A 24753-nucleotide genomic window follows, 5' to 3' on the forward strand; every position below is an offset into this window, starting at 1 on the left:
TGGGCGGTCGGACCGCCCTGCGGGCCGTCGCAAATTCGCAGGTCGACGTGAGCTTCCGGTGGTGGTGAGCACCGAATTCGGTCCACTTTCGAACGATTGGCCGCTGACTGGACTGTTCGTACCCGGGACGATTACGAAATGACCTTCACCGAACCGCAGACCAGTGATCCGAATTCGCGGTCCGGTCGATCTCTCGGACAGTCCAGTGCGTCTGCCGAGCCTGGCCCGGACGCCGGCGCCGCAGGTTCGGGCGTTGACGACGCCGGGTCCGACGCCGCGGCCGCTCCTGGTTCGAATAGCGCCTCCCGGGCGGATGCCGGTGCTGGTGATCCGGGAATCTGGCAGCCGGTCGGTGCCGGGATCGTGGCCGCGTTGGTGGGGTTCACCAGCACGTTCGCGGTGGTGCTCACCGGCTTGACCAAGGTGGGGGCTACACCTGGGCAGGCGGCTTCCGGGCTGTTGGCGATCTGCCTGACGCAGGCGGTGGGGATGCTGGTGCTGAGCCTGCGGTATCGAATGCCGATCGCATTGGCCTGGTCGACGCCCGGTGCGGCCCTGCTGGCGGGGACCGGTGCGGTGTCCGGCGGCTGGCCCGCGGCGGTGGGGGCGTTCGCGGTGGTGGGCGCGCTGATCGTGCTGACCGGGTTCTGGCAGCGGCTGGGCCGGTTGATCGCGGCCATTCCGGCCGAGATCGCGCAGGCCATGCTCGCCGGTGTGCTGGTGCCGCTGTGTCTGGCCCCGATGCGCGCACTGACCGTCAGTCCGGCGGTCGTCGTCCCGGTGATCGTGGTCTGGCTGGTGTTGCAGCGGTTCGCCCCGCGCTGGGCCGTACTCGCGGCATTCGCGACCGCCGCGATCGGGGCCGGTGCCGACATCGCGGCCGAACATCGGCGACTGGATCTCGCGGCGATGGTGCCGAGAGTGGAATTGACTGTGCCGCACTGGAGTTGGACGGCGCTGATCGGCATCGCGATACCGCTGTACATCGTGACGATGGCCGCGCAGAACATCCCGGGCGTGGCCATCATGGAATCCTTCGGCTTCCGGGTGCCGTGGCGCGCGGCCATGGCCGTGACCGGGATCGGCACGGTGATCGGCGCGCCGGCGGGCGCGCACGCGATCAACCTGGCCGCGATCAGCGCGGCCCTGTCGGCAGCGCCGTCGGCGCATCCGAATCCGCGGCGACGCTGGATCGCGGTGTTCACCGTCGGCTGTGCCTATCTGGTATTGACGCTCGTCTCGGGCGCTCTGGTCGTCCTGGTCGCCGCCGCCCCGAAAGGCGTGCTGGAAACCGTTGCGGGACTTGCCCTCATCGCAACGCTCGCCACCGCGCTGACCGCGGCCCTGGGCTCGGCCGAGCATCGGATCGCCGGGGCGGTGACCTTCCTGGTGGCGGCGTCCGGATTCGCGGCGCTCGGGATCGGTGCGGCCTTCTGGGCGCTGCTGGCCGGGTTGCTGGTCCGCTGGACGCTCTCGGCGCGCCGTCCGGGCGATTCGCCACGCCCGCCCGGCGGCAAACGCGCTGCCGTAGGGTGAGAGGTATTCGCGTCCCGGGGGAACAGATGTGACAGAGGAGTCGGCTTGGCCTCGGTATTGATCTCGGCGCAGGACCTTCGGAAACAGCTGGGTGACAACGCGTCCCGCACACATCTGCTCGATGTGCGCTGGGCGCTGGGCGATCCGGACGGTCCGCAGCACTATCTGGACGGTCACATCCCCGGCGCGGTGTTCGTGGATCTGGAGACCGAATTGGCCGCGCCGCCCTCCACGGCGCGTGGCCGCCACCCGCTGCCCGAGATCGCGCATCTGCAGAAATGCGCTCGCAGTTGGGGATTGCGCACCGGTGAACCGGTGGTCGTCTACGACGGGACCGGCGGCATGGCCGCCGCACGCGCCTGGTGGCTGCTGCGCTGGGCGGGGATGGACGATGTGCGAATCCTGGACGGCGGACTCCCGGCATGGGAGCGGTCCGGTGGTGAACTCGCCGTCGGCAGCGAAGCCGATCCCGCCCCGGGCGATGTCGTGCTGACCGAGGGTGCTCTGCCGGTCATCGACGCAGACGGCGCGGCGGCCTGGGGCGGTCTGCTGCTCGATGCCCGTGCGGGCGAGCGATACCGCGGCGAGGTGGAGCCGGTCGATCCGCGCGCCGGGCACATTCCCGGCGCGGTGAGCGCACCCACTGCCGAGAACCTCACCGCCGAAGGCACTTTCAAGAGCCCCGATCAGCTGCGCGCCCGGTTCACCGGGCTCGGCACCGGTCCGGTGGCGGTGTACTGCGGTTCCGGTGTCACCGCCGCCCACCAGATCGCCGCACTCGCCGCGGCGGGTATCGAGGCCGCCCTCTATCCGGGTTCGTGGTCCCAGTGGTCCAGCGATCCCGAACGTCCCGTCGCCACCGGCTGACCGAACCGGTCCGGGCATTGCCGTTCTCCTTCGCCGCGCGAACCGGCGCGCCGGGTGGCGGGCAGGCCGGTATCGGGGCGTCCGGGTGCGATCGTGGATCGCCTCGATAGCCGAAGGCGCTGTGCGGCTGGAGGATGGGCTGCGCGCGACGGCGGCCGCGGAGCCGGAGGAGCCGGCGAACGCCGCATCAGGGGCAGTCGTGGGCTGTGCGGGACAGGGCATCACGGTCTCCGGCGGTGATCGGGAGGGTGTAGTGGGCGGCGGCGGTGAGGTAGCGGCCCGCGTAGTAGCAGCGGTAGGCCGGGGCGGGCGGTAGCCAGTCGGCCGGGGTGCGGTCGCCCTTGTCCTGATTGGTCGGGCCGTCGACGGCGAGCAGATTGAATTCGATGTCGTTGGCGAAGTGGATGCGTTGCGGCAGTGGCCAATCCGAGGCGCCCATATCCCAGGCGGCGGCCAGCGGATAGATGTGGTCGATCTGCACCGCGCGGGCGCGGGATCTGTCGAAGGCGATATCTCTGCCCGTGTAGGGATCGTGCAGGGTGCCCGCGGCGACCACGCATTGATCGGTGTTCGCGCGGAAACGTACGGCGCTGAGCTGCTTGCTCAGCACGGCGTTGCGCGAGTCGCAGTTGCCGGACGCCGCCCAGGCCGGACCGAATACACAGCCCTGCCCGGCCGCGCAGCCGCGCTCGTATCCACCCGGATGCGGTCGCCGCGGCAGCACCCGCACCACGGCCAGCAGCCGTTCGAGTTGCGCCCGCGTGGGACTGCCCGGTGCGGGCGCCGACGCGGTGAACAGCCCCGGTCCGTGCAGCACTACAACAGCCAGCAGCACCGCGACGACCGGCGCCGCCAGTGCCCACCCCCATCCGCCCCTGTTCGAATGCACGGCACAACTACTACACCGGGGCACCGACAGATTCCCCGAACGGGGCGCATCGCGCCGACACCCCGGCTGAAGAGGTTGTTCACCGAAAGCCACTGCGGCTTCGCGAGACTGGGCGCGGGCGGAGCGAGAAATCCTGTAGCTGTGCGCTTTTACCCGGGTGAAAGGGCTGTGCGATGGCGTTGGCTCGCGCGACTGTGCGTGTACTCGACGACGTCGCGACGCAGGCTCGACGAGTCCGAGCCGATGCCCGCCCTCGGCCAGATGACGTGCGGGCGTTGGCAGCTGGTGCGCGGGCCCGTCCGACAAAGGGTGCGAGTTGGTGGAGTCGGCGCGGCGCGAATGCGGCGTGTCCGGCTGCCGCTCGCGTGTTCCGCAGAGCAATCGCACTGGTAGGCAGCGCAGTTCGAGGAAAACCTATCTGCTCGGCCCGGATGCCCGTTACTGTGCTCCTGATCACATTGGTTTCGTGCCAACGTTATCCGGTAGTTACGATCCTGCGTGCGCACGTGACATGCGGTCACGGGGGGCTTTTGATTGCGGAATCCGATTGAGGTGGGTGGTCACGTGGCAGGGCGGCATCGCAGGTTCGGTACGGCGGCACGGCGGGTGATGTTGCCCGCGGTGGGGGCGATTCCGCTCGCACTGGTCGTCGGCTGCTCCAGCACGACCCATCAGTCGGGCCAATCGTCCACTGCCGCTTCGGCATCCACCGCGCCGACCCAGGACTCCACCCAGCCGACCGTGCCCGGTACGTCGGTCACGCCCCCGCCCGGCAAGGACCAGGGGCCGCAGCCGCAGGCGGGCCCCTCGGGCACACCGCAACCCGGCGTGACGCCGTCGTGGGCGGACAGCCTGTACACCCCGCACACCACCGTGCAACCGGGCGTCACCCCTGGGGTCACCGTCCAGCCCGGTGTCACTCCGGCCGAGCCAGCGCCGGATTACGTTGTCCCGCCGGACTTCCGGCCCATTCCGCAGGACGAATACGAGTCCGCCCCGGCCGTGAACTGGACCCAGTTGCACGCGCCCACCGCCGTGAAACCGGTCAAGCCGATCGCGCCTCCGCCGCGCACGTTGCGCCTGGGCAATTTCACCTCTCCGGTCCCGGACTCCGTGCCCAGCGACTTGCTGACCAACGTCAACGTCACCGCCGCCCAGGCCGAAGCCAACCTCTCCACTGGCCTGAACTCGGTCGGCATCAACCCCAGCCGTTCGGACAAGGTGGCCGCCGGCGCGCTCGCGGGCGCCGCGCTGGGCGCGACCGTGGCCGGCGTGCCCGCCGCGGTGGCCGGGGGCGTCGTGGGCGGCATGCTCGGCGGTGTGGTCGGTGTCGCCGTTACTTCCGAGACCGTCGTGGGGGTGCCGGTGGGCGGGGCCGTCGGAACCGCGGTCGGTGCCGCGGCGGGCGCCGCGGCTGTCGGTATTCCGGCCGCGGTGGTCGGTGGTGTCATCGGCGGCGTCGCCGGTGCCGCCATCGGAAGCGCGGTCTGATCCGGGCGGACGCTCCGGAAACAGCACCGGCGTCCGCCCGCCACGTGACGACAGCGCTTCGGCCTGTCGACTCGTGTGAGCGGTCACCGCAGATGGCTACCGTCCGGTGTCGGTGCGAACGCCGGACCCGGACGATGGGCGATCCGGGGCCGTCTCGGCCTGTCGGTGCCACCTGATTGGATGGTGGGATGCTGCACGGATTGTGGACACCCGGGTCGGGGCTGGTGCTGTGGCGCCATCCCGAGGCCGACACGGTGTCCGCGATCGATGCGGTGAGCCTGCCCGATCCGCTCGGTGGGGTGATGCAGGCGGCTCGGTTCCGGCATCGGGCGCATGTCCTGGTCGCAGGCGGGGAGGGGCCCCAGGAGATCGCGGTACGCGGGCATGCGCTCGCGCCGCCGATGGCCGCGCAGGTGTTGCTGCAGCGGTTGCCGCCCGCCGTCATCGCTGCTGACCTGCGGTTTCTGGCGCATGTCGCGCGTGGTGTCGAACGCTGGGTGCGGGCGGGGCGAATCGTGCCGGAGCTCCGGCGCGACGACGGCGAGTGGTGGGTGCGCTGGCGGTTGGTCGGCGGTCAGCGCCAGCGCGCCTGGCTTGCCGAGTTGGCCGCGGCGATGCCGCCCGCACTGCGAGTGGCCGGGCGTCCGGCGGCGCTGCTGGAAGATCTCGTCGCCGAGCTGACCGATCCGATCGCCCGGCTGCATCTGGACCCCGCGGCCATCGGCTCGCGTCGCCACCCCGCCCATCCGCTGTTGACCGCCTTGATCGCCGACGCTCCGCTCGATTCCGGTTCGCATCGGGTGGCCGACGTGCTCGACCAGTGGCGCACCAGCCTGACCACGGGTGAACCGGAACTCGTGTTGCGTCTGCTCGAACCGGACGACGATCCCGAGCAGGCCACGGAAACCGTCGACGCGCTGTGGCGGCTCGAGGTCTGTCTGCGCATGGAAGGTGAAGCGCCGCAACCCGTTCCGATCCTCGGCGATCCCGCGCTGGTGCGGATCGCGGGTGAGCGGGTGACCGCGGCGATCCAGGCGTATCCGATGTTGCGGGAATTGCCGCGCGATCCGCGCGGGATGGATTTCCTGCTGCCTACCCCGGTCGTGCAGGATCTGGTCGCGCACGGTGCGCACGAATTGCGTTCCGCGGGAGTGCATCTGCTGCTGCCGCGCGCGTGGCGGATCGTCGCGCCGAGTATGCGAATGCGGGTGCAGAGCCCTGCTGCGACCGAGACCGAGGTCGGCCTGAGCGGATTGGTCGCCTACCGCTGGGAGTTGGCGCTCGGCGATATCGTGCTCACCCCGGCCGAGATGTCCCGCCTGGTGAAATCGAAATCCGATCTGGTGCGCCTGCGCGGTCAATGGGTGCAGGCCGATCACCGGACCCTGGCCGCCGCGGCCATGTATCTGGACGGTCGCACCGACGAACAGGTCGGATCGCTGACCGCTCTGATGGCCGAGATCGCCGCCTCCGAGGTTCGGAACGTGCCGATCGAGGACGTCACCGCCAGTGGCTGGGTGGCCGAACTGCTCGACGCGACCCGATCGGCGGATCCCGTCGAGCCGCCCTCGGGCCTGAAGGCGCAGTTGCGACCGTATCAGCTGCGCGGCCTGTCCTGGCTGGTGACGATGAACCGGCTCGGCTGCGGCGCGATCCTGGCCGACGATATGGGCCTGGGCAAGACGTTGCAGGTGTTGGCCCTGTTGGTCTACGAAAGGGAAAGCGCCGCAAGCGGTTCCGCGCCGGGACCGACACTGCTGGTCTGCCCGATGTCGGTGGTCGGCAACTGGCAGCGCGAGGCCGAGCGTTTCGCCCCGGGGCTGCGGGTGCTGGTGCACCACGGTGCGGCGCGCCGCTCGGGCGCCGAACTCGATGGCGCCGTTGCGGATTCGGACCTGGTGATCACCACCTATGCGCTACTTGCCCGCGATTTCGAGGAGTTGAAGCGCCAGCCCTGGCGGCGGATCACCCTGGACGAGGCGCAGCACATCAAGAACGCGAACACCCGTCAGGCGCGGGCCGCGCGCGCCCTGCCCGCCCCGCATCGCCTGGCGCTGACCGGAACCCCGGTGGAGAACCGGCTCGAGGAGTTGCGCTCGATTCTGGACTTCGCGGCGCCGTCGTTGCTGGGCAAGGCCTCCCAGTTCCACGCCAGGTTCGCGATTCCGATCGAGCGCGAGCGCGACGAGAACGCGATCACCCGATTACGCACGGTCACATCGCCTTTCGTGCTTCGCCGGGTGAAGACGGACCCTGCCGTGATCTCCGATCTGCCCGAGAAGATCGAGATGACGGTCCGTGCCAATCTGACCGTGGAACAGGCCGCGCTGTATCAGGCCGTGGTAGACGATATGGTGACGAAACTGAAGGACGCCAAGGGCATGTCCCGCCGCGGCGCGGTGCTCGGCGCGCTGACCAGGCTCAAGCAGGTCTGCAATCATCCCGCTCATTTCCTGGGCGACGGATCGAGTGTGCTGCGCCGCGGCCGTCATCGGTCCGGCAAGATAGGGCTGGTCGAGGACATTCTCGAATCGGTGCTGGCCGACGGCGAGAAGGCGCTGCTGTTCACCCAGTTTCGCGAATTCGGCGATCTGATCGGGCCTTATCTGGACGAGCGGTTCGGCACGCAGATCCCGTTCCTGCACGGCGGGGTGGCCAAGAAGCGGCGTGACGAAATGGTCGAGCGGTTCCAGAACGACGACGGCCCGCCGCTGATGTTGTTGTCGCTCAAGGCCGGTGGCACCGGTCTCAATCTCACCGCCGCCAATCACGTTGTACACCTGGATCGTTGGTGGAACCCCGCGGTGGAGAACCAGGCCACCGACCGGGCCTTCCGGATCGGCCAGCGGCGCGATGTGCAGGTGCGCAAACTGGTCTGTGTCGACACCATCGAGGAGCGGATCGACGATATGATCAGCGGCAAGCGGGAATTGGCGGACCTGACCGTCGGCGCGGGCGAGAACTGGATCACCGAACTGAGCACCGAGGAGATCGGCGCGCTGTTCGCCTTGGGTTCCGAGGCGGTCGGCGAATGAGCGATTACGGTGCGGGACAGGTGCGGGAATGAGTCCGTTCATCGACTACGACCGGTACGGCAAACGCCTGCCCGTGCGCGGGGGAGTCGAACCGCGCAGTCGCAGAGGTTCTTTCGCGCGCACCTGGTGGGGACGGTCGTTCATCGAGGCGGTGGAGCAGGTGGCCGACGCCGGGCGATTGACTCGCGGGCGCACCTATGCGCGCGCCGGCCAAGTGGTGAACTATCACATCGAACCGGGCGCGGTGGCCGCGGAGGTGCAGGGTAGTCAGCCGCGCCCGTTCTCGGCCACGCTGACCCTGCGCACTCTGCGCGACGAACGCCTGGACGAGCTGATCGATCTGGTCCGCGCCACCCCCGGCATGCTCGCCCAGCTGGCCTCGGGCGCCCTGCCGAAGGAATTGGGGCCGCTGCTGCTGCCCACCACCGCCGCCGAACTCGATTTCGCCTGCAGTTGCCCGGACGACGGCTGGCCCTGCAAACATGTGGCCGCGGTCTGCTACATCATCGCCGAACGCCTGGACGAGGAACCCTCGGTCATGCTCACCCTGCGCGGCCTGGATCTGGACACCCTCATCGGTGGCGTCCAGAACGACAGCGGCCCGACGGTTTCCGACGATCTCTACGGCGAGAACATCACCCTGCCGGGCCTTCCCGAACCCGAATTCCGGCCCGCCGTGGACGATTTGGACCCGATCCCGCTTCGCCAGGCCCTGCGCATGACCGCCGAGGACGAACACACCGCCGAATCGGGCCTGCGCGACCTCGACACCCTCTACCGCACGCTGGATCGATAGTCCGGTCGCCGGGCCCGGTGCGATCCGGCTCCCGGGCCCCTCGCATCCCGTGCACGTCGCGGGCCCGGCAACCGCTCGGACGGTGACCGGCCGTGGCCCTGCCGAGGATGACGCAGCGCGGGATCTGTCCGCGCGACAGCCGCCGGATGGGCGTCCGCCGTCGAAACGAAGCTGTGGTTGCGACAACGATAAACGCCGGCCATCACGTCGTCCCGGTTCGATGGGCGAACATATCGTGGACCTCGTTGGGGGAACGGCCGAATTCTCCGCGACGATGTCGTAGGCCTGGCGCTGGGTATCCGGGGTCGGTTTGGACGAGAATTAGGGTGGAGAGATGTCCGATGCCGATCCGGTCGATGATCTCGGGACGCCGGTGCCGATCGCCCGCCCGGTGCGGCGGGTCGTCTCGCTGGTTCCGTCGCTGACCGAGGCGATCGCACTGAGCTGTCCGGGAATGCTCGCGGCGGCGACCGACTGGTGCACTCATCCTCGGGAGCTGGCCGTGGAGCGGGTCCGGGGAACCAAGAATCCGAATGTGCGCCGGATCGCCGAACTGGCACCTGATCTGGTGATCTGCAATCAGGAGGAGAATCGCCGGATCGACGTCGACCGCTTGCGCGCTGCGGGAATCGCGGTGTGGGTCACCAGGATTCGCATTGTCGACGAGGCATTCGAATCGATGACCCGGCTGTTCACCGTAGCACTCGGCGTCGAACGTCCGAACTGGCTGTCCGAGGCCGAATCGGTCTGGGCTCCACCACCTCCGGAACCGATTCGCAACGCCGTGATCCCGATCTGGCGTGACCCGTGGATGGTGGTCGGCCGCGACACCTTCACCGGAGACCTGGCCCACCGCCTCGGGTTGCGCCTGGTCCACGCCCACCTCCCCGGCCGCTACCCCACGGTGTCCGCTGAGGACCTCACCTCGGGCGTGGACCTGGCCATCCTGCCCGACGAGCCCTACGTCTTCACCGAAACCGATGGCCCCGAAGCCTTTCCGAACATCCCGGCAGCCCTGGTCTCCGGCCGCGACCTCACCTGGTATGGGCCTTCCCTGGTCACCGCGCGAGCCAGGCTGTCCGACCGGCTGGCCCGAGCGACAAATCCGGCAGGTACCCGGGACGGCGTGAACAAGTCCGACTGACGTCCGCCTTGCCGAAACCCGCATAGCATCAGCCGTCAGCCTGCGTGCCACGATCTGAATTGGAACCGGTCCATCTGAGCAACTGTCGATCGGAGAGCGCTTATTCGGACTATTGATTAATTTTTGATGTAGATGTAAATTCGATGTATGATTCGTACTCAGGTCCAACTGCCTGATGGGCTGTATCGAGATGCCAAACGGATTGCCGAGGAGCAGGAAATGACGCTGGCGGAAGTCGTTCGCCGCGGTCTCGAACATATGGTGCGGATCTATCCGGCTCGCGACGGCGTGAGCGAATCCGATTGGCGTCCGCCGACACCGCGGCGACTGGGTGCCTTTCAGGCGCCGGAAGAAAACTGGCGCGATCTCGCCAACGAGGCGTGATGCTGTCGATCGATACGAATGTGTTGCTGTATGCGCAGAATGAGGATTGTGCCGAGCATCGGGCGGCAGCGGATTTCGTTGCTGATTGCGGTCGTCGTGACGATGTAGCGATCGCCGAACTTGTCCTCATCGAGTTGTATCAACTCCTGCGTAACCCCGCGGTCTTGGCTCGACCGCTGGATGGCCCGGACGCGGCAGAGGTATGCCAGGCGTTTCGTGGCAATCGGCGCTGGGCGCTGATCGAGAATGCGCCGGTGATGAACGAGGTGTGGAAGGTAGCCGCCACTCCCGGGATGACGCGCCGTCGCTTGTTCGACGCGCGGCTTGCGCTCACACTGCGACACCACGGCGTCGACGAAATCGCGACCCGGAATGTCAAAGATTTTCGGAGTTTCGGATTCGCCCGTGTGTGGGATCCGATCGGGCAGGGATGAACCATCCCTGGTGTCCGGATGTCCTCGGGCACATCAAGAATCAGCAGGTTGACCGGCATGCATGCACACCGTGCATGCATGCCGGATGCCCTACACGTTGCGGCGGTATTGACCGCCGACGGTGAAGAAGGCGTCCGTGATCTGTTGCAGGGTGCAAACCCGGGCGGCGTCCATGAGCACCTCGAAGACGTTCTCGTCGGTGCGGGCGGCGGCGTCGAGGCGGGCCAGGGCCTCGTGGGCGGCGTCGCGGTGGTCGCTCTGGAACTCGCGAGTGCGCTTCAGCTGGGACTGCTTCTCCGCCTCGGTGCCGCGGGCCAGTTCGAGTTCGCGCTGTTCCTCTCCGTGCGGGTTGCGGAAGGTGTTCACTCCGATAATCGGCAGCGAACCGTCGTGTTTGCGCTGCTCGTACAGCATCGACTCGTCCTGGATGCGGCCGCGCTGATAGCCGGTCTCCATCGCGCCCAAGACGCCGCCGCGTTCGGAGATGCGCTCGAACTCCTGCAGCACCGCCTCCTCGACCAGATCGGTGAGCTCGTCGATGATGAAACTGCCCTGTAGCGGATTCTCGTTCATCGACAGACCCCACTCCCGGTTGATGATCAACTGGATGGCCAGGGCGCGGCGCACCGAATCCTCGGTCGGCGTGGTGACCGCCTCGTCGTAGGCGTTGGTGTGCAGGCTGTTGCAGTTGTCGTAGAGCGCGATCAGGGCCTGCAGCGTGGTGCGAATGTCGTTGAAGCTCATCTCCTGTGCGTGCAGCGAGCGTCCCGAGGTCTGCACGTGGTACTTGAGCTTCTGCGAGCGCTCGTTCGCGCCGTACTTGTCGCGCATCGCGACCGCCCAGATCCGCCGCGCCACCCGGCCGATCACCGAATACTCCGGATCCATGCCGTTGGAGAAGAAGAAGGACAGATTCGGCGCGAAATCGTCGATGTGCATGCCACGCGCGAGGTACGCCTCGACGTAGGTGAATCCGTTGGACAGCGTGAAGGCCAGCTGGCTGATCGGATTCGCGCCCGCCTCGGCGATGTGGTAGCCGGAGATCGAGACCGAATAGAAATTGCGAACGTCGTTGCGCACGAACCATTCCTGGATGTCGGCCATCATGCGCAGGCTGAATTCGGTGGAGAAGATGCAGGTGTTCTGGCCCTGATCCTCCTTGAGGATGTCGGCCTGCACGGTGCCGCGCACGGTGGCCAGCGTCCGGGCCCGGATATCGGCGGCCTCGGCCGCATCGGGCTCACGTCCCTCGGATTCGGAGAACCGTTGCAGCGCTTGGTCGATCGCGGTATTGAGGAAGAACGCGAGAATCGTCGGCGCCGGCCCGTTGATGGTCATCGATACCGAGGTCGTCGGCGCGGTGAGGTCGAAGCCGTCGTAGAGCGCCTTCATATCGTCCAGCGTCGCGATGGAAACCCCTGAGGTGCCGACCTTTCCGTAGATATCGGGGCGCTCGGCCGGGTCGTGGCCGTAGAGCGTCACCGAATCGAAGGCCGTGGACAGCCGTTTGGCGTCCGAATGTTCCGAGAGCACCTTGAACCGGCGGTTGGTCCGGAACGGGTCGCCCTCACCGGCGAACATGCGCGCGGGATCCTCGTTGTCCCGCTTGAACGGGAACACCCCGGCGGTGAACGGGAAACGGCCGGGCAGATTCTCCGAACGCAGGAACCGCAGCAGCTCACCGTGATCGGTGAACCGCGGCAGGGCCACGCGCGGAATCGAGCTGCCGGACAACGACTTGCGCCGCAGCGTGGTGCGCAGCTCGCGATCGCGGACGCGCACCACCTGCTCCTCGCCGCGATACGACTCGGCCAGCGCGGGCCAATCCTTCAGCAGTGCGGCGTTATCCGCGCTCAGCTCGGTGCGAGCGGATTCCAACAGGGCGCCGATCGCGGATTCGCCCTCGCTCGCGGCCGTGTTGCCGACCAGACCGGACAACTCCTCGAGAACTTGCTCGTACCGCTGAACCCGTTGCGCGGCAATGACTTGCGCGGCGGTATCGGCATGGTAGGAGCGGACCGTCTCGGCGATCTCGGCCAGATACCGCACCCGGGCGGGCGGGATGATCTGCGCGAAGCGGGTCGAGGCGCGGGTGTCCACCCGCGGGAGTACGCCCTCGGCGATCGGCAGCCCCTGCTCGGCCAGGTGCGCGGCCAGATATTGGTACAGCGCCGTCACGCCGTCGTCGTTGAACGTCGCCGCGCTGGTGCCGAAGACCGGCATATCCTCCGGCGTGCTGGTGAACGCCTCCCGGTTGCGGATCAGCTGCCGCGAGACGTCCCGCAGGGCGTCGGCCGCACCGCGACGCTCGAACTTGTTGATCGCCACCACGTCAGCGAAATCGAGCATATCGATCTTCTCGAGCTGCGAGGCCGCGCCGAATTCCGGCGTCATCACGTACAGCGAGAGGTCGACGTGGTCGATGATGGCCGCGTCACCCTGCCCGATACCCGGCGTTTCCAGGATCACCAGGTCGTATCCGGCTGCCTTGCAGGCCAGGATCATGGTGTCGGTATTGACCGGCAGTTCGTGCGCGCCGCGGGTGGCCAGCGAGCGGAAGTAGACGTGATCGCTGTCGAGTGAGTTCATCCGGATCCGGTCGCCCAGCAGCGCGCCGCCGCCGCGGCGCCGGGTCGGGTCCACCGCGAGGATCGCCACGCGCAGTTTGTCCTGCTGATCCGAGCGCAGCCGCCGCACGAGTTCGTCTGTGAGCGAGGACTTTCCGGAGCCGCCGGTGCCGGTGATGCCGAGCACCGGGACGTTCCGCCCGGCCGCCGCGGCCCGCAGCGCCGCGAGGTCGGCCGCGGGCAGTGCGTCCTGCTGCAGGCAGGTGATGGTGCGCGCCAGCGCTTTTCGGTCACCGGCCAGGACGGCCTCGATATCCGCGGGCTCACGCGAGAGGTCGACATCGCAGTCGCGCACGAGTTCGTTGATCATGCCCGGCAGGCCGAGTCGCTGCCCGTCCTCGGGGGAGAAGATCCGGACCCCGGCCGCGGCGAGCCGGTTGATCTCCTGATCCACGATGACGCCGCCGCCACCGCCGAAGATCCGCACGTGCCCGGCGCCCGCCGCACGCAGCGCGGTCGCCAGGTATTCGAAGTATTCGACGTGCCCGCCCTGATACGAGCTGATCGCGACGCCCTGCGCGTCTTCGGTGAGCACCGCGTCGACCACCTCTTGCACGGCGCGGTTGTGCCCCAGGTGGATGACTTCCGCGCCCTGTGATTGCAGGATCCGCCGCATGATGTTGATCGCGGCGTCGTGCCCGTCGAACAGGGCCGCGGAGGTCACGAAGCGAACCGGGTGTACCGGAGTGTGCAGGTCGGCCATGACATCCTCCATCAGAAGAGGCCGTCGAATAATTTGATGTCCCGATAGTAGGACGTCAAAGTAACTGTACTGTGGCCGGGGTCGCAGCGCCAGGGCTCGACGGGTGCCGCACCGCCGTGATGGTGTGGATCACAGACCTGGTAATGGATGCGGATGCACGTCCGAATCTAGGATGACCTAGTAGTTGGCCCGACGACGGGCACGGCCGGGAAGGACACAGATGAGCGAGCCCGAGGTTCTGATCGAGGTGCGCGACGGCCTCGGCCTGATCACGCTCAACCGGCCCAGGGCCATCAATGCGCTCAACCATCCGATGGCGCTGACCATTCTCGACGCCCTGCGTGCCTGGGTGGACGACGAGCGGGTGCGAACGGTGGTGCTCACCGGCGCGGGCGAACGCGGACTGTGCGCGGGCGGCGATATCGTCGCCATCCACCGCGACGCGAAGAACGCGGTCGAGAACGGCGGCACGGCCGGGGCCGATTCGCCCAGCGGACGTTTCTGGCGGGACGAATACATCCTCAACGCCCTCATCGGCCGGTACCCCAAACCGTATGTGGCGATCATGGACGGCATCGTCATGGGCGGTGGCGTCGGCCTGTCCGGGCATGCCGGGTACCGCGTGGTGACCGAGCGTTCGATGGTCGGCATGCCCGAGACCGGTATCGGTTTCGTCCCGGACGTGGGCGGCACCTACCTGCTCTCGCACGCACCCGGCGAAATCGGCACGCACGTCGCGCTGACCGCCGCCCGGATGAGTGCCGGGGATGCCATCGCCGCCGGATTCGCCGACTATTTCGTTCCCGCGGAACAGATTCCGGCCCTGCTCGACGCGCTGCGCACCGCCGAGGCCGAGGTAGCCATCGCGAAATTCGCTCAGCCCGCCCCGGTTTCGGCCTTCGTCGTCGACCGGGCCTGGATCGACGCGTGCTACGCCGCGGATACCGTCGAGGAGATCGTGTCCCGGTTGCAGAGCGACGGACGTCCCGAGGCGGCCCGCGCCGCCGCCGATCTGCTCGCGAAATCGCCGGTGGCGCTGAAGGTCACGTTGCGTTCGCTGCGCAACGCCCGCGCGGACGCGAATCTCGAGCAGGCGCTGGACCGGGAGTACCGGGTCTCCATCGCGGCACTGGGCACGCACGACCTGGTGGAGGGCATCCGCGCACAGGTGATCGACAAGGATCGCGAACCGCGCTGGTCACCGGCCACCCTCGCCGAGGTCACCGATGCCGATGTCGCGGCCTACTTCCGCGAACTCGGCGATCACGAACTGGGGCAACATCAACCATTGCGAGGCGAACGGTGACCGCTCCGCTAGGGTCACCGATGTCCGGACTCGATCGGGAGAGGAACACGAGATGACGCAGGACGAATCGGTGCGGGACGGCGGACCGGATTTCGAGACGATCCTCCTGGAGCGCACCGGCCGCGTCGCGGTGATCACGCTGAACCGGCCCAAGGCGCTCAACGCGCTCAATTCCCAGGTGCTGGTGGACATCACCGCCGCACTGGATCTGCTCGAGCAGGATCAGAGCGTCGGCGCGGTCGTGCTCACCGGGTCCGAGCGGGCCTTCGCGGCGGGTGCGGATATCAAGGAGATGCAGAGCAAGTCCTATATGGACATGTTCCTGGTCGATCACTTCGGCGGTTGGGACCGGGTGGCCGCGTTCCGCAAGCCGATCATCGCCGCGGTCGCCGGATACGCCCTGGGCGGCGGCTGCGAGCTGGCCATGATGTGCGATCTGCTGATCGCGGCGGATACCGCGAAATTCGGTCAGCCCGAGATCAAATTGGGCATCATCCCCGGGATGGGTGGTTCGCAGCGGCTCACCAAGGCCGTCGGCAAGGCCAAGGCGATGGATCTGATCCTCACCGGCCGCAACATGGACGCCGAGGAGGCCGAACGCGCGGGTCTGGTCTCGCGCGTCGTGCCGGCCGCCGACCTGCTGAGCGTTGCCCTCGAGGTCGCGCAGACGATCGCGTCCATGTCGCTGCCTTCGGTGCTGATCGCCAAGGAGGCGGTGAACCGCGCGTTCGAGACGACGCTCGACGAGGGATTGCGGTTCGAGCGCCGGGTGTTCCATTCGCTGTTCGCGACCGAGGATCAGAAGGAAGGCATGGCCGCGTTCGTGGAGAAGCGGACCGCCGATTTCACCCATCGCTGAGCCGCGACGCCTCGCCGATGTTCCCGTAGCCTTGGCCACGTGCACAAGCAGGTGGCACGGGCGGCGATGGCCTGTGCGGTGATGGCCGTGACCGGATGCGGTAGTCCGGTCGGTCCGTCCGCGTCCGAACAGACGAGTGTGCCGGCCGCTCCCGCGCAGGCCGTCGCGATCGGGCGGTGCGGGTCGGTCTCCGACGCCGATATCTCCCGGGCCACCGGACTCACCGGATTGCAGCAGGTAGCGGCCGATCCGATGCGATGCAGCTGGGATGCCGGCGCGGACGGCGATTACGCCGTCGTCTTCCAGTGGTTCCGCGGGACGTCGCTGCGGGACCGCCGCGACCAGGTCACCCTCGGCACGCCCTCGACGGTGCAGGTCGCGGGCCACCCGGGCATTCTCTGGTCGGGTGCGAAGGCCTGCGAGATCGCGGTCGCCTCCGGCGGGACGGATTTCATCGACTGGATCCTCACCGGCAGCGGGCCCGAACCCGCACGGCCGCAAGGTTGTTCGGAACTCGAGCAACTCGCCGCCGAGACGCTCGCGAAGGCGGGTTAGCGATGCGCGCGGCAGGGCGGATGGTGCTCGCGGTGCTGCTGGCCGCCGCGCTGGCCGGATGTGCGGGCAGCGGTACCCCGCGCACGCAGAGCACCCCGGCCGCTGATCCGAACGTTCTGGGCGGCTGCGGGCCACTGAGCGAGCAAGCTCTCGCCGGTCAGTTGCACGCGACCTCGGTGCGTCGGCAGAGTGCGCCGACCACGTGCACCTGGATCGCCCGGACCCCCGGCGGCACAGTCGATCTCAGTTACAGCTGGTTCTCCGGCGATGTGCTGATGCGGGAGATGCAGGTCGCCGCGCAATACGGATATCGGACCGAGAAAGTGGTGGTCGACCGTTTCGGCGGGATGTACTGGCGCGATCCGCAGGATCCGGGCAGCTGCGGGGTGACCGCCGCCGACACCGGTACCGTCACCTGGTGGGTGCAGAACCGCGACCATGCCGCACAGCCCGATCCGTGCGCGGCGGCGATGAGCCTGTTGCACACCACCTTGACATTCGACGGTATCTGAGCGCGAAACTACTTGGGCGGCAACTGTTTCGCGGGCGTTCCCGCGACCTCGACCGGAGCCGGCGGGGCGTGGTGGGTGGCCGGTGCGGTCGAATCCCGGTTCGTGCTGAGCAGTCCCGCCACCGTTGCCCCCAGTGTGGCTGTAACAGCAAGCGCGGCAACGAGTTTGCGCTTGGATACCGGTGCGGGATCGGTGGGCCGCGGGGCCGGTCGCGCGCCGAATCGCGCACTCCGGATCCGGCCGGCCGAGGGCAGTCGAGTGGACATCAGCACCGCGCCGCGCGCGGAGACGAATTCCGGTTCCGGATCGTAGATCACCGGCAGATCCAGTAATTGCCCGAGCGCCTCGCGAATCCCCGGATTACGGGCACACCCGCCCAGCAGGGCGATGGCGTTCGGCGCAACGCCCGTCTCCTCGATCATCTGCCGCACATAGGACACCGAATGGTGGATTCCGGCCTCGGCCAGCTCCTCGAAATCGCTGCGCGTCACCACCATTCGCTGTCCGCTGGCCGGATCGGTGGCGGTGAGCACCGGTGCGGCGGTCAGCGCCTCCTTGTAGGCGCGACTGGTCGGCTTGTCGATGCTCAGCCCCCCGTGGGCCAGATGCCAGCGCAACAGCGCGTCGTGTCCGTCGCCGCCCAGAACGGTGCTGCGCTTGATCGCGAGAATCGCGTCGGTGCGGCAGTCGGCTTCGGTGACCGTGAGTCCGGAGGCGCCCAGATCGTAGAGCAGCACCGCGCCCTCGTCCGGTAGTTGTCCGGTGAAGCGCAGATAGCGCAGCTGGGCGTGCGGTTCGTCGACGATGGTGAGGCCGGTGCGAGCGGCCATGGCCCGCACCGCCTCCTCGTGCAGTGAGCAGCGGCAGGTGACCGCCGTGGCGGTGATGAACTCCTCCCGCTGCGCTGCCGCGTTCCGCATCAGGCGGATGGCCGCGAACACCGGTTCCTCGACGCCGGCTCCGGCCCGGCGGGGGACGGTGCAGCGATCGATCGGCGGCAGATGCGGCTGGTCGGAGTGCGTCAACATCGCGCGGGCTCCCCCAGCGCCCGCCGACACCCCCAGGACCAGCACCATGGGCTCCATGGTGAACCTTTCCCGCCCGGATGGGAAGGTCATGGCGGCCATGTCGCTGGCTGGATGCTGAATGGTTATCCAGACTGGGTCACAACCGCTCTCCGGCTGCGGTTTTCGTGCCTACCGGTCGGATGATTCTGCTCGTCATGACCAGTGCGTCGGCGTGTCGCCGATATCGAAATCGCCTGCGGCCTGGCGGAACTCCGACAGTAGCTGCAGTAGCTGACGCAGGCGCTGCGGCGGCAGGCCGGGACGCGCGAAAACCGATTCGTTCAGCTCCTCGGTCGCTTGGGCCACCAATTGCCGACCGGCATCGGTGATCTCGATCAACGTCGCCCGGCGGTCGCTCGGATGTGGCACCCGTTTGACCAGTTCGGCGGCCTCGAGCCGGTCCACGGTATTGGTCACGCTGGTCGGATGCACCTGCAACCGGGCACTGGCCACGGCCATCGGCAGCGCTCCGGTCCGGCTGAAGCTCAGCAGCGCGAGCAACTCGTAGCGGGAGAAGGTCAGACCCGACGGCCGAAGCGCCTCGTCCACCCGCGCCATCACGATCTGTTGCGCCCGCACCAGCGACGTCACCGCCGCCATCCCGTCCGCGACCTCACCCCAGCCGTGTGAGGTCCACTGGCGATGGGCCTCTGCGATCGGGTCCAGGGGCAGCGGGCGGGGTGTAGCCATGCGATCGAGTTTAGAGGGGTGGTGCGAAGTAGCAGTTTCCACGCTATTCGGACGCCGGGTGCGTTTGCGATCATGATGACCGCAACCCTGGGCGCGGCGGACGGCCCCGGGCACGATGAAGGTCGATGCGGGTGTGCCTGAGTGGTTAGGGGGCGGTCTGCAAAACCGTGTACGCGGGTTCGATTCCCGCCACTCGCTCTGTATTTTGCCCTCCGCTTGGCCCCGGGGTGTTCGCGGCCCTTCGGGGTCTCGCCGCTCGGCCCCGTGTCGGGCACTCGTTCCTCGCACCCGCTACGCGTCCGGGCGGCGAGGCGGGCGGTGAACCTTGGTGTGGGCGTTGCTCAGGGTGAACGGGCCTGGGTGGACGTGGGAATCCTGGATTCGGCTGGTCTCGCCGTTCGGCTTTGCGTCAGGTAACCGTTGCTCGCATGGGCTACCGCTCCGAGCGGGCGAGACGGGCCGCGAACTGTGTTTGATTGCCTCTGCTTCGCTTCGCCGGGTTCGCGGCCCCCGACGTCTCGCCGTCCAGCCCCGTGTCGGGCACTCGTTCCTCGCACCCGCCACGCGTCCGAGCGGCGAGGCGGGCCGTGAACCTTGGTGTGGGCGTTGTCCGGGGTCGGCGAAACCAGGTGTGCGGGGGCCGGTGTCGTGGTGCGATTTCCCTTGGTTGAATTACCTCCGGCCTGAAAGGTCGCGTAGGACAACGTGATTGCGATCCGCGGTGGTGCCGAGAGTGTATTCCGGGATCAGCCCCAGATATTCGGCGCGGCTGCGGGTGCTCCAGCGGCGGGCCTCGGGAGTGCGGGTCTTGTAGAAATTGACGATGTAGCCGCCCTCGTACAGGCGAATCAGGCTGTAACCGCCGGGATATTCCTTGACCGCGCCGACCTCGAGGAATTCGACGTTCAGCGGGATATCGGGAGCGGTGCGGCGGTTGCGGTGAGTGTGGCCCGCGTGATGCAGGAATACGCCGGGCGCGGATCGGTAGAGGTTCTGCAGGGTCGCCGCGTCGGCGCGGTTCAACACGAAATCCGGGCCGTTGATATTCGACAGGGCCGAATTCAGCGTCACGGGGTGGTGGCCGAAGACCAGCGTCGGTCGGTCCGGGTCGGCCCGCAGCACCTCGCGCAGGTGCGCGAACTGATCCGGATCGATGGCCCCGCCCGCCTCGTCGAGCCGGGTGGTGTCGAGGCCGAGCAGGCGCAACTCGCCCAGCCGGTGTTCGGTGAGTTGCCCTCGCGCGCCGAATGATTCGCCCCAGCAGTCGTGATGGGCCGCATCGGCCACCGGCGGACAGCCGGCATAGTCGGGGCCGACGTGCGGCCGGTCGTGATTGCCGCGCACGGCGAACCAGTCCAGTCCGGCCCGGCCCCAGCGATCCAGATGACTTCGGACGGAACGGCTTTGGTCCGGCGTCGCCTCCGCGGTCAGATCACCGGCCAGCAGCAGATGGTCCGCGCCGCGGTCGGGGCGGCGCAGGTCGTCCAGCATCCCGGTGAACATCAACTCCGGATACGGCCGCAGTCCCGGTTCCTGCTGGACTCCCGGCGGATAGCCGTTCACGAGCAGACCCGATGTCTCCTCGCCGAGATGCACGTCGTTGGACAGGGCCACGGTGCGCAGCAGCCGGCCCGGCGGCGGCACGAGTGTGGTGAACTGCCCGGTGCATTCGGCGCTGCCGGGCAGATGCGTCACCACGGTCGGCGCCGGAACCGCGCGCACGCCGTCGGACCACGCTTCGAAACGATATGTGCGTCCGGGTTCGAGACCGGTGACCTCGGCGTAGTGGTACGGCGTCCGAGCGGCGTCGTCGACGACGGTCCGGGCCGGCCCCACGGAATCGGCTGTGGCGATGCGGATCTGGGTGCCCGCGTCCATCGGAATCCGGTTCCCGGCCGCGTCCGAACCCAGCGTGGTCCACGTCAGGATCGCGGACTCCGGCGTCAGCGTCACCAGCTCGAGATCCGTGGCTATCATCGAATTCGCTTGTGCGCGAGCAGTTCCCGACGCGACCACGATCGGGGCCGCTGCCAGCGCCGCGAGCATCCGTCGACGGTTCGGGCCGCAACACGTCATCAGCGGCATACCCCTTCGCGCTCGTCGGGCCCCGCCCGTCCGAGTACGGGCGCCGTCGCAGCGCAGACTACGGCATCCGGGTTTCGGGCTCGTGTACGACAGTCGCGGCCGGACAGTCCCGGGAACGGTCCGCGCGCGAAGGCAGCGCGCCGGAAATCGACGTCCACCCGGTTGAGCCCCGGACCATTCGACGTCGGTGGAGGTCGCGGTGCCGCTGGGACAACTCGGCAGCGAGGCGGACGCGGAGTCGAAGTGGTCCCGTGTGACGCGGATAAGCGAAATGCCCTATGTGAGAGCGTTGACCGCGGCGCTTTGCGTGCGGACCGCGATCTCAGCCGAGGGTGTAGTGGTATCTGCTGCTGGGAACGACGTCGATATCCCGGTTGGCGCCGAAAGCGTCGATGCTGGCCATCATGCGGGCGACGCGGCGTTGCAGTTCGGCGTCATCGCCGCCGCTGCCCCAGAACGTGTGCGGATCGGTCATGGCGGCCATCGGGAACAGCTCCTCGACCAGGCCGTCGACGCGACGTCCCGGAGTCACCGCCGACACGACGGTGTTCTGTAGGTAGCCGAAGGTGGCCTGGGTTTCCATGGCGATGGTGGTGTGCACCTCGTGCCAGTACTTCCGCCACGCTTCGGGTGCCATTTCCGGCGGAATCCGCAGGAAGGCGATATTGGACAACGCGTCGAAGCGCACGCCGTCGGGGGTCGCCGGGGGTGCCATCGGGACGCGCTCCTCGACGATCCAGCCCTCGACATGTCCGGCGAGCGAGGTGAGTTCGCGGGTGATCGGCTCGTGCCCGGTTTCGGTCCAGACGCTGAGCACCGCGGTCACGGGTTCGTCGTAGGTCGACAGCCGCAATGTCGCCGCCGCGACATCGTCGTCGACCACGTTGACCTGCAGTTCGCTCGCGCCCGCGCGGGCCAGCCGCGCATGCGTGCCGGGGGAGCGCAGCGTATCAGCCGGTTCCGAACCCCACAGGGCGTACATCAATTTCATCTCATCGCCCTTTCGGCATCGGTGGTCGACGAGGGTATCCGCGCGATGCGATCGTCCGCGGGAATTCCCGCGGACGATCTCGCTGAATGGAATCCGACCCGATCAGCGGGCTGTGAGCTCGGCGAGCCGGAAGGCCGCCGCCCGCCGCACGCGCGGGAACAGCACCGCGAGGCGGATAACGGTGTTGCGCAGGGCGCGCGCCGGGCGCCGTTGCAGGGTGGCCATCCGGGTCATCCGGTCGGTGAGTTCGACCACGCCCTGCGCGACCGGGCGGCGGGTCGCCTCGTACTCGTCGAGCAGGGCCTCCGGCTCGCCGTGCAGCACCCGCGCGAGCAACCGGCCCAGCAATGCGCCGTCTTGGATTCCGGTGTTCATGCCCTGTCCGCCCGCCGGGCTGTGCACATGGGCGGCATCGCCGGCCAGCAGGATACGGCCCGCGCGGTAGTGGTCGGCGAGCCGGTGATGCACGCGAAACCGCGAGCTCCACAACACTTCCCGCACCCGCCCGCCCGGACGCCGCTCGTCGATGATGGCCTGCATGAAGGCCAGGTCCGGATGTTCGGGGGCCTCGTCGATGGTGGCAACGATGCGGAAGCGGTCGTCCTGCTCGTCCGGCAGCGGCGCGACCAGGGTGAACCCCTGCGGCGACAGGTGCAGGGAGACCTCGGTGCGCGGGTCGGGCCAGTCCATCCGGACGTCGGCCAGCGCGAACGATTCCGGATAGCTCGCACCCGTGAATCCGATGCCCGCCTGTTCGCGGACCACGCTGTGCATACCGTCCGCGCCGATCACGTAGTCCGCTCGAATGGATCCGGAATCGCCTGCGGCGTCGGTGAATTCGACCGTGACGCCTGAATCGTCCTTCTTCACCGCGGTGACCGTGTACGGACGCAGTACGGTGCCACCCGCCTTGCGCAGCCGGGCCAGCAGTACCTCCTCGGTGGTCGCCTGGCTGATCAGCAGCGTGTAGGGAAAACGGGTCGGCAGGTCCTTGAAGTGGATCGTGGCCAAGCGCTGCGGGCCGTCGTTGAGGTCGAACTGCTCGACGACGAGTCCGTGCTCGATCAAGTCCGTGGTCACGTCGAATTCGTCGAGCACCTCCAGCGTGCGGGCGTGGACGACCGCGGCTCGCGAGGTGTTCGCGCCCTCGGCCAGCCGGTCCAGCAGGACCACGTCGACGCCCGCGTCGGCGAGCGCGATCCCCGCGGTCATTCCGGTGGGCCCCGCGCCGATGACGACGACCGAGGCGGTGGCGGGAACTGTGTTCATGACGGCTCCTCAGATTTGCCAACATCTGTTGGCCAACGACTGTTGACATCAACGATAGGGTGTCGGCTGTGGCGCGTCAACAGTTGTTGGCCTACATTTGTTGGCATGACCGCCGAGACCCCTGTCCGCCGCTCCGACGCCACCCGCGCCGCCATCCTGGCCGCCGCCCGGCGCCGATTCGCGCAGGACGGGTTCCGCAAGGCGACCATCCGCGCGATCGCCGCCGACGCCGACATCGATCCGTCGATGGTGATGCGGTACTACGGCAACAAGGAGGGGCTGTTCGACGCGGCCCTCGAGATCGATCTGGAACTGCCGGATCTCGGTGTGGCGCAACCGGATTCGCTGGGCGAGACGATCATGCGCCGATTCCTCGAACTCTGGGAGACCCCGCCCGGCGACGAGATCCTGCTCACCCTGCTGCGCTCGGCGATGACCGACGACGCGGTGGGGCAGCGCGCCCAGCGCATCTTCGCCGGGCAGATCATGCCGATGGTGCTGCGCGTCGGCGATCCGGCCGACGCCCCGCGCCGCGCGGGCCTGATCGCCAGCCAGGTCCTCGGTCTGGCGCTGTGCCGCTACATACTGCGGCTCGAGCCGGTGGTCGCGATGACGCACGACGAACTGATCGCGAACCTGGCACCGGTCCTGCAGCGGTACCTGACCATGCGTCCCGGCGAGTCCCGACCGCTCGGCGCTGACCGCTAGCCCAGCGCTCGGCGGCCGCGCCGGGTGCCGGTTTCGATGGCGGACATGAGGTCTCGGGCTTCCTCGGCGCTTCGGGCGGGCGGGGACACCGGGCTGTCCCCGGCGGCCGGCGTGCTCAACTCCGGCGCCAGGCCGGCCTGCCGGCGCCGCCGTGGCAGGGGCGGCCGGCTCGGATTCGGGGATCGTTTCGCCGGTTCGTCGCGCGCGTCGTCTCGTCGTCGCGGTTCGTGCGAACGTTCCGGCGACGACGTCTCGATCGGAGCCGGGTCGAGCCGGGGTGTGCGGGGCGGTGGCAGCTCACCAGCGCGGGATCGTTCGGTTTCATCGCATGACCGAGGAGGACGGCGGGTGGTTCGACGACGACGCCGGACCGTTGATCCGTCCTTACACCAGGACTCGGGGCCGCACCGCGAGTACCGGGAACGACCTGGACATGCTCACCATCGTCGTGGCCGTCGATCCCGATCCCGCTCTCCGCGGGGCCGAGCCGGAACACCGGCACATCATGCGGTTGTGCCGGCATCCGCAGTCGGTGGCCGAGATCTCCGCTCGGCTCGAACTCCCGTTGGCAGTCACCAAGATCCTCGTCGGCGACCTGATCGGGCAGGGCTACCTGATCTTCCGGGATCCGATCCGAACCAGCGCGGATGCCGGTGACCTGGCGGTCCTGCGCGCCGCACTCGCCGGAATCCGAAAGCTCTGAGACATCCCGGCTTTGGATTGTCGAGCAACTGTCGCAGCGGCTCGGCAGTGGGCTGCCCAGGAGATGCCCTCGGGGTGGAGTGTCCGGGTTGTCAAGCAGCAG

At 68.2% G+C, this 24753-nt stretch carries 21 protein-coding genes and 1 tRNA gene; 15 read left to right on the forward strand and 7 right to left on the reverse strand.

The genetic code is table 11. The annotated features are described in order from the left end of the window. The first annotated feature begins 138 nt into the window (after window positions 1–138). Window positions 139–1536 (forward strand): benzoate/H(+) symporter BenE family transporter, encoded by a 1398-nt coding sequence (locus AC5WS7_RS27075; protein WP_495957395.1) that lies wholly within the window; start codon window positions 139–141, stop codon window positions 1534–1536. A 60-nt stretch (window positions 1537–1596) separates the two neighbouring features. After that, window positions 1597–2403, forward strand: a complete 807-nt coding sequence (locus AC5WS7_RS27080; protein WP_495957472.1) for a sulfurtransferase — start codon at window positions 1597–1599, stop codon at window positions 2401–2403. Between the two features lie 187 nt (window positions 2404–2590). On the opposite strand, the gene AC5WS7_RS27085 is transcribed toward AC5WS7_RS27080, so the two are convergent. Next, window positions 2591–3292 carry an HNH endonuclease family protein gene (locus tag AC5WS7_RS27085; RefSeq protein WP_495957396.1) on the reverse strand — a complete coding sequence of 234 codons (702 nt, stop codon included), beginning with the start codon at window positions 3290–3292 and terminating at the stop codon, window positions 2591–2593. Window positions 3293–3856: 564 nt separating this feature from the next. On the opposite strand from AC5WS7_RS27085, the gene AC5WS7_RS27090 reads away from it, so the two are divergent. From AC5WS7_RS27090 to AC5WS7_RS27115, 6 genes are all read left to right on the forward strand, one after another. Continuing rightward, window positions 3857–4783, forward strand: coding sequence for a hypothetical protein (locus AC5WS7_RS27090; protein WP_495957397.1), 927 nt, complete (start codon window positions 3857–3859; stop codon window positions 4781–4783). Window positions 4784–4971: 188 nt separating this feature from the next. Further along, the gene (locus tag AC5WS7_RS27095) at window positions 4972–7818 is read left to right on the forward strand and encodes a DEAD/DEAH box helicase (RefSeq protein ID WP_495957398.1); all 2847 of its coding nucleotides are present in this window, start codon (window positions 4972–4974) and stop codon (window positions 7816–7818) included. A gap of 28 nt (window positions 7819–7846) precedes the next feature. After that, window positions 7847–8614 (forward strand): SWIM zinc finger family protein, encoded by a 768-nt coding sequence (locus AC5WS7_RS27100; protein ID WP_495957399.1) that lies wholly within the window; start codon window positions 7847–7849, stop codon window positions 8612–8614. A 334-nt stretch (window positions 8615–8948) separates the two neighbouring features. Further along, window positions 8949–9758, forward strand: coding sequence for a helical backbone metal receptor (locus AC5WS7_RS27105; RefSeq protein ID WP_495957400.1), 810 nt, complete (start codon window positions 8949–8951; stop codon window positions 9756–9758). 147 nt (window positions 9759–9905) lie between these two features. Next, window positions 9906–10142: an antitoxin gene (locus tag AC5WS7_RS27110; protein WP_495957401.1), complete on the forward strand. Its 237-nt coding sequence runs from the start codon at window positions 9906–9908 to the stop codon at window positions 10140–10142. Further along, the gene (locus tag AC5WS7_RS27115; RefSeq protein WP_495957402.1) at window positions 10142–10576 is read left to right on the forward strand and encodes a TA system VapC family ribonuclease toxin; all 435 of its coding nucleotides are present in this window, start codon (window positions 10142–10144) and stop codon (window positions 10574–10576) included. Before AC5WS7_RS27110 ends, AC5WS7_RS27115 begins: the two co-directional genes overlap by 1 nt. 90 nt (window positions 10577–10666) lie before the next feature. Here the strand turns inward: AC5WS7_RS27115 and icmF are convergent, their stop codons facing one another. After that, window positions 10667–13906 (reverse strand): fused isobutyryl-CoA mutase/GTPase IcmF, encoded by a 3240-nt coding sequence (gene icmF, locus AC5WS7_RS27120; protein ID WP_495957403.1) that lies wholly within the window; start codon window positions 13904–13906, stop codon window positions 10667–10669. A gap of 220 nt (window positions 13907–14126) precedes the next feature. Here icmF and AC5WS7_RS27125 point away from each other — a divergent pair, with 220 nt between their 5' ends. From AC5WS7_RS27125 to AC5WS7_RS27140, 4 genes are read left to right on the forward strand one after another with little or no spacing between them, the layout of a single operon-like run. After that, the gene (locus AC5WS7_RS27125) at window positions 14127–15212 is read left to right on the forward strand and encodes an enoyl-CoA hydratase/isomerase family protein (protein WP_495957404.1); all 1086 of its coding nucleotides are present in this window, start codon (window positions 14127–14129) and stop codon (window positions 15210–15212) included. Window positions 15213–15264: 52 nt separating this feature from the next. Continuing rightward, the gene (locus tag AC5WS7_RS27130) at window positions 15265–16071 is read left to right on the forward strand and encodes an enoyl-CoA hydratase (protein WP_495957405.1); all 807 of its coding nucleotides are present in this window, start codon (window positions 15265–15267) and stop codon (window positions 16069–16071) included. 39 nt (window positions 16072–16110) lie between these two features. Then, the gene (locus AC5WS7_RS27135; protein ID WP_495957406.1) at window positions 16111–16626 is read left to right on the forward strand and encodes a DUF3558 family protein; all 516 of its coding nucleotides are present in this window, start codon (window positions 16111–16113) and stop codon (window positions 16624–16626) included. A 2-nt stretch (window positions 16627–16628) separates the two neighbouring features. Continuing rightward, window positions 16629–17138 carry a DUF3558 family protein gene (locus tag AC5WS7_RS27140; protein WP_495957407.1) on the forward strand — a complete coding sequence of 170 codons (510 nt, stop codon included), beginning with the start codon at window positions 16629–16631 and terminating at the stop codon, window positions 17136–17138. An 8-nt stretch (window positions 17139–17146) separates the two neighbouring features. Here AC5WS7_RS27140 and AC5WS7_RS27145 read toward each other — a convergent pair whose 3' ends face one another. Both AC5WS7_RS27145 and AC5WS7_RS27150 read right to left on the reverse strand, forming a co-directional pair. Continuing rightward, window positions 17147–18223, reverse strand: coding sequence for an Hsp70 family protein (locus tag AC5WS7_RS27145; RefSeq protein ID WP_495957408.1), 1077 nt, complete (start codon window positions 18221–18223; stop codon window positions 17147–17149). Window positions 18224–18358: 135 nt separating this feature from the next. Next, the gene (locus AC5WS7_RS27150) at window positions 18359–18895 is read right to left on the reverse strand and encodes a MarR family winged helix-turn-helix transcriptional regulator (protein ID WP_495957409.1); all 537 of its coding nucleotides are present in this window, start codon (window positions 18893–18895) and stop codon (window positions 18359–18361) included. A 127-nt stretch (window positions 18896–19022) separates the two neighbouring features. On the opposite strand from AC5WS7_RS27150, the gene AC5WS7_RS27155 reads away from it, so the two are divergent. Further along, window positions 19023–19093: transfer RNA gene (locus AC5WS7_RS27155), tRNA-Cys, on the forward strand. Between the two features lie 474 nt (window positions 19094–19567). Here the strand turns inward: AC5WS7_RS27155 and AC5WS7_RS27160 are convergent. The 3 genes from AC5WS7_RS27160 to AC5WS7_RS27170 form a co-directional block, all read right to left on the reverse strand. Next, complete coding sequence (locus tag AC5WS7_RS27160; protein ID WP_495957410.1) at window positions 19568–20872, reverse strand: metallophosphoesterase; 1305 nt, start codon at window positions 20870–20872, stop codon at window positions 19568–19570. Window positions 20873–21302: 430 nt separating this feature from the next. After that, window positions 21303–21971 carry an EthD domain-containing protein gene (locus AC5WS7_RS27165; protein ID WP_495957411.1) on the reverse strand — a complete coding sequence of 223 codons (669 nt, stop codon included), beginning with the start codon at window positions 21969–21971 and terminating at the stop codon, window positions 21303–21305. Window positions 21972–22073: 102 nt separating this feature from the next. Beyond that, entirely contained in the window at window positions 22074–23240 is a 1167-nt protein-coding gene (locus AC5WS7_RS27170) for an FAD-dependent oxidoreductase (protein WP_495957412.1), read from the reverse strand. Window positions 23241–23345: 105 nt separating this feature from the next. On the opposite strand from AC5WS7_RS27170, the gene AC5WS7_RS27175 reads away from it, so the two are divergent. Both AC5WS7_RS27175 and AC5WS7_RS27180 read left to right on the forward strand, forming a co-directional pair. Then, entirely contained in the window at window positions 23346–23948 is a 603-nt protein-coding gene (locus tag AC5WS7_RS27175) for a TetR/AcrR family transcriptional regulator (RefSeq protein ID WP_495957413.1), read from the forward strand. 328 nt (window positions 23949–24276) lie between these two features. After that, window positions 24277–24651: a DUF742 domain-containing protein gene (locus tag AC5WS7_RS27180; RefSeq protein ID WP_495957414.1), complete on the forward strand. Its 375-nt coding sequence runs from the start codon at window positions 24277–24279 to the stop codon at window positions 24649–24651. Window positions 24652–24753 lie beyond the last annotated feature (102 nt).

Source organism: Nocardia sp. PLKS1-43, from assembly GCF_059510335.1.

Excerpts from the sequence above, each read along its gene's own strand:
- AC5WS7_RS27105 (WP_495957400.1), top strand. The coding sequence starts at position 8,949 with ATGTCCGATGCCGATCCGGTCGATGATCTCGGGACGCCGGTGCCGATC.
- AC5WS7_RS27075 (WP_495957395.1), top strand. The coding sequence starts at position 139 with ATGACCTTCACCGAACCGCAGACCAGTGATCCGAATTCGCGGTCCGGT.
- AC5WS7_RS27175 (WP_495957413.1), top strand. The coding sequence starts at position 23,346 with ATGACCGCCGAGACCCCTGTCCGCCGCTCCGACGCCACCCGCGCCGCC.
- icmF (WP_495957403.1), bottom strand. The coding sequence starts at position 13,906 with ATGGCCGACCTGCACACTCCGGTACACCCGGTTCGCTTCGTGACCTCC.
- AC5WS7_RS27125 (WP_495957404.1), top strand. The coding sequence starts at position 14,127 with ATGAGCGAGCCCGAGGTTCTGATCGAGGTGCGCGACGGCCTCGGCCTG.
- AC5WS7_RS27110 (WP_495957401.1), top strand. The coding sequence starts at position 9,906 with ATGATTCGTACTCAGGTCCAACTGCCTGATGGGCTGTATCGAGATGCC.
- AC5WS7_RS27180 (WP_495957414.1), top strand. The coding sequence starts at position 24,277 with ATGACCGAGGAGGACGGCGGGTGGTTCGACGACGACGCCGGACCGTTG.
- AC5WS7_RS27095 (WP_495957398.1), top strand. The coding sequence starts at position 4,972 with ATGCTGCACGGATTGTGGACACCCGGGTCGGGGCTGGTGCTGTGGCGC.
- AC5WS7_RS27145 (WP_495957408.1), bottom strand. The coding sequence starts at position 18,223 with ATGGAGCCCATGGTGCTGGTCCTGGGGGTGTCGGCGGGCGCTGGGGGA.
- AC5WS7_RS27165 (WP_495957411.1), bottom strand. The coding sequence starts at position 21,971 with ATGAAATTGATGTACGCCCTGTGGGGTTCGGAACCGGCTGATACGCTG.
- AC5WS7_RS27150 (WP_495957409.1), bottom strand. The coding sequence starts at position 18,895 with ATGGCTACACCCCGCCCGCTGCCCCTGGACCCGATCGCAGAGGCCCAT.
- AC5WS7_RS27160 (WP_495957410.1), bottom strand. The coding sequence starts at position 20,872 with ATGATAGCCACGGATCTCGAGCTGGTGACGCTGACGCCGGAGTCCGCG.
- AC5WS7_RS27170 (WP_495957412.1), bottom strand. The coding sequence starts at position 23,240 with ATGAACACAGTTCCCGCCACCGCCTCGGTCGTCGTCATCGGCGCGGGG.
- AC5WS7_RS27115 (WP_495957402.1), top strand. The coding sequence starts at position 10,142 with ATGCTGTCGATCGATACGAATGTGTTGCTGTATGCGCAGAATGAGGAT.
- AC5WS7_RS27130 (WP_495957405.1), top strand. The coding sequence starts at position 15,265 with ATGACGCAGGACGAATCGGTGCGGGACGGCGGACCGGATTTCGAGACG.
- AC5WS7_RS27140 (WP_495957407.1), top strand. The coding sequence starts at position 16,629 with ATGCGCGCGGCAGGGCGGATGGTGCTCGCGGTGCTGCTGGCCGCCGCG.
- AC5WS7_RS27100 (WP_495957399.1), top strand. The coding sequence starts at position 7,847 with ATGAGTCCGTTCATCGACTACGACCGGTACGGCAAACGCCTGCCCGTG.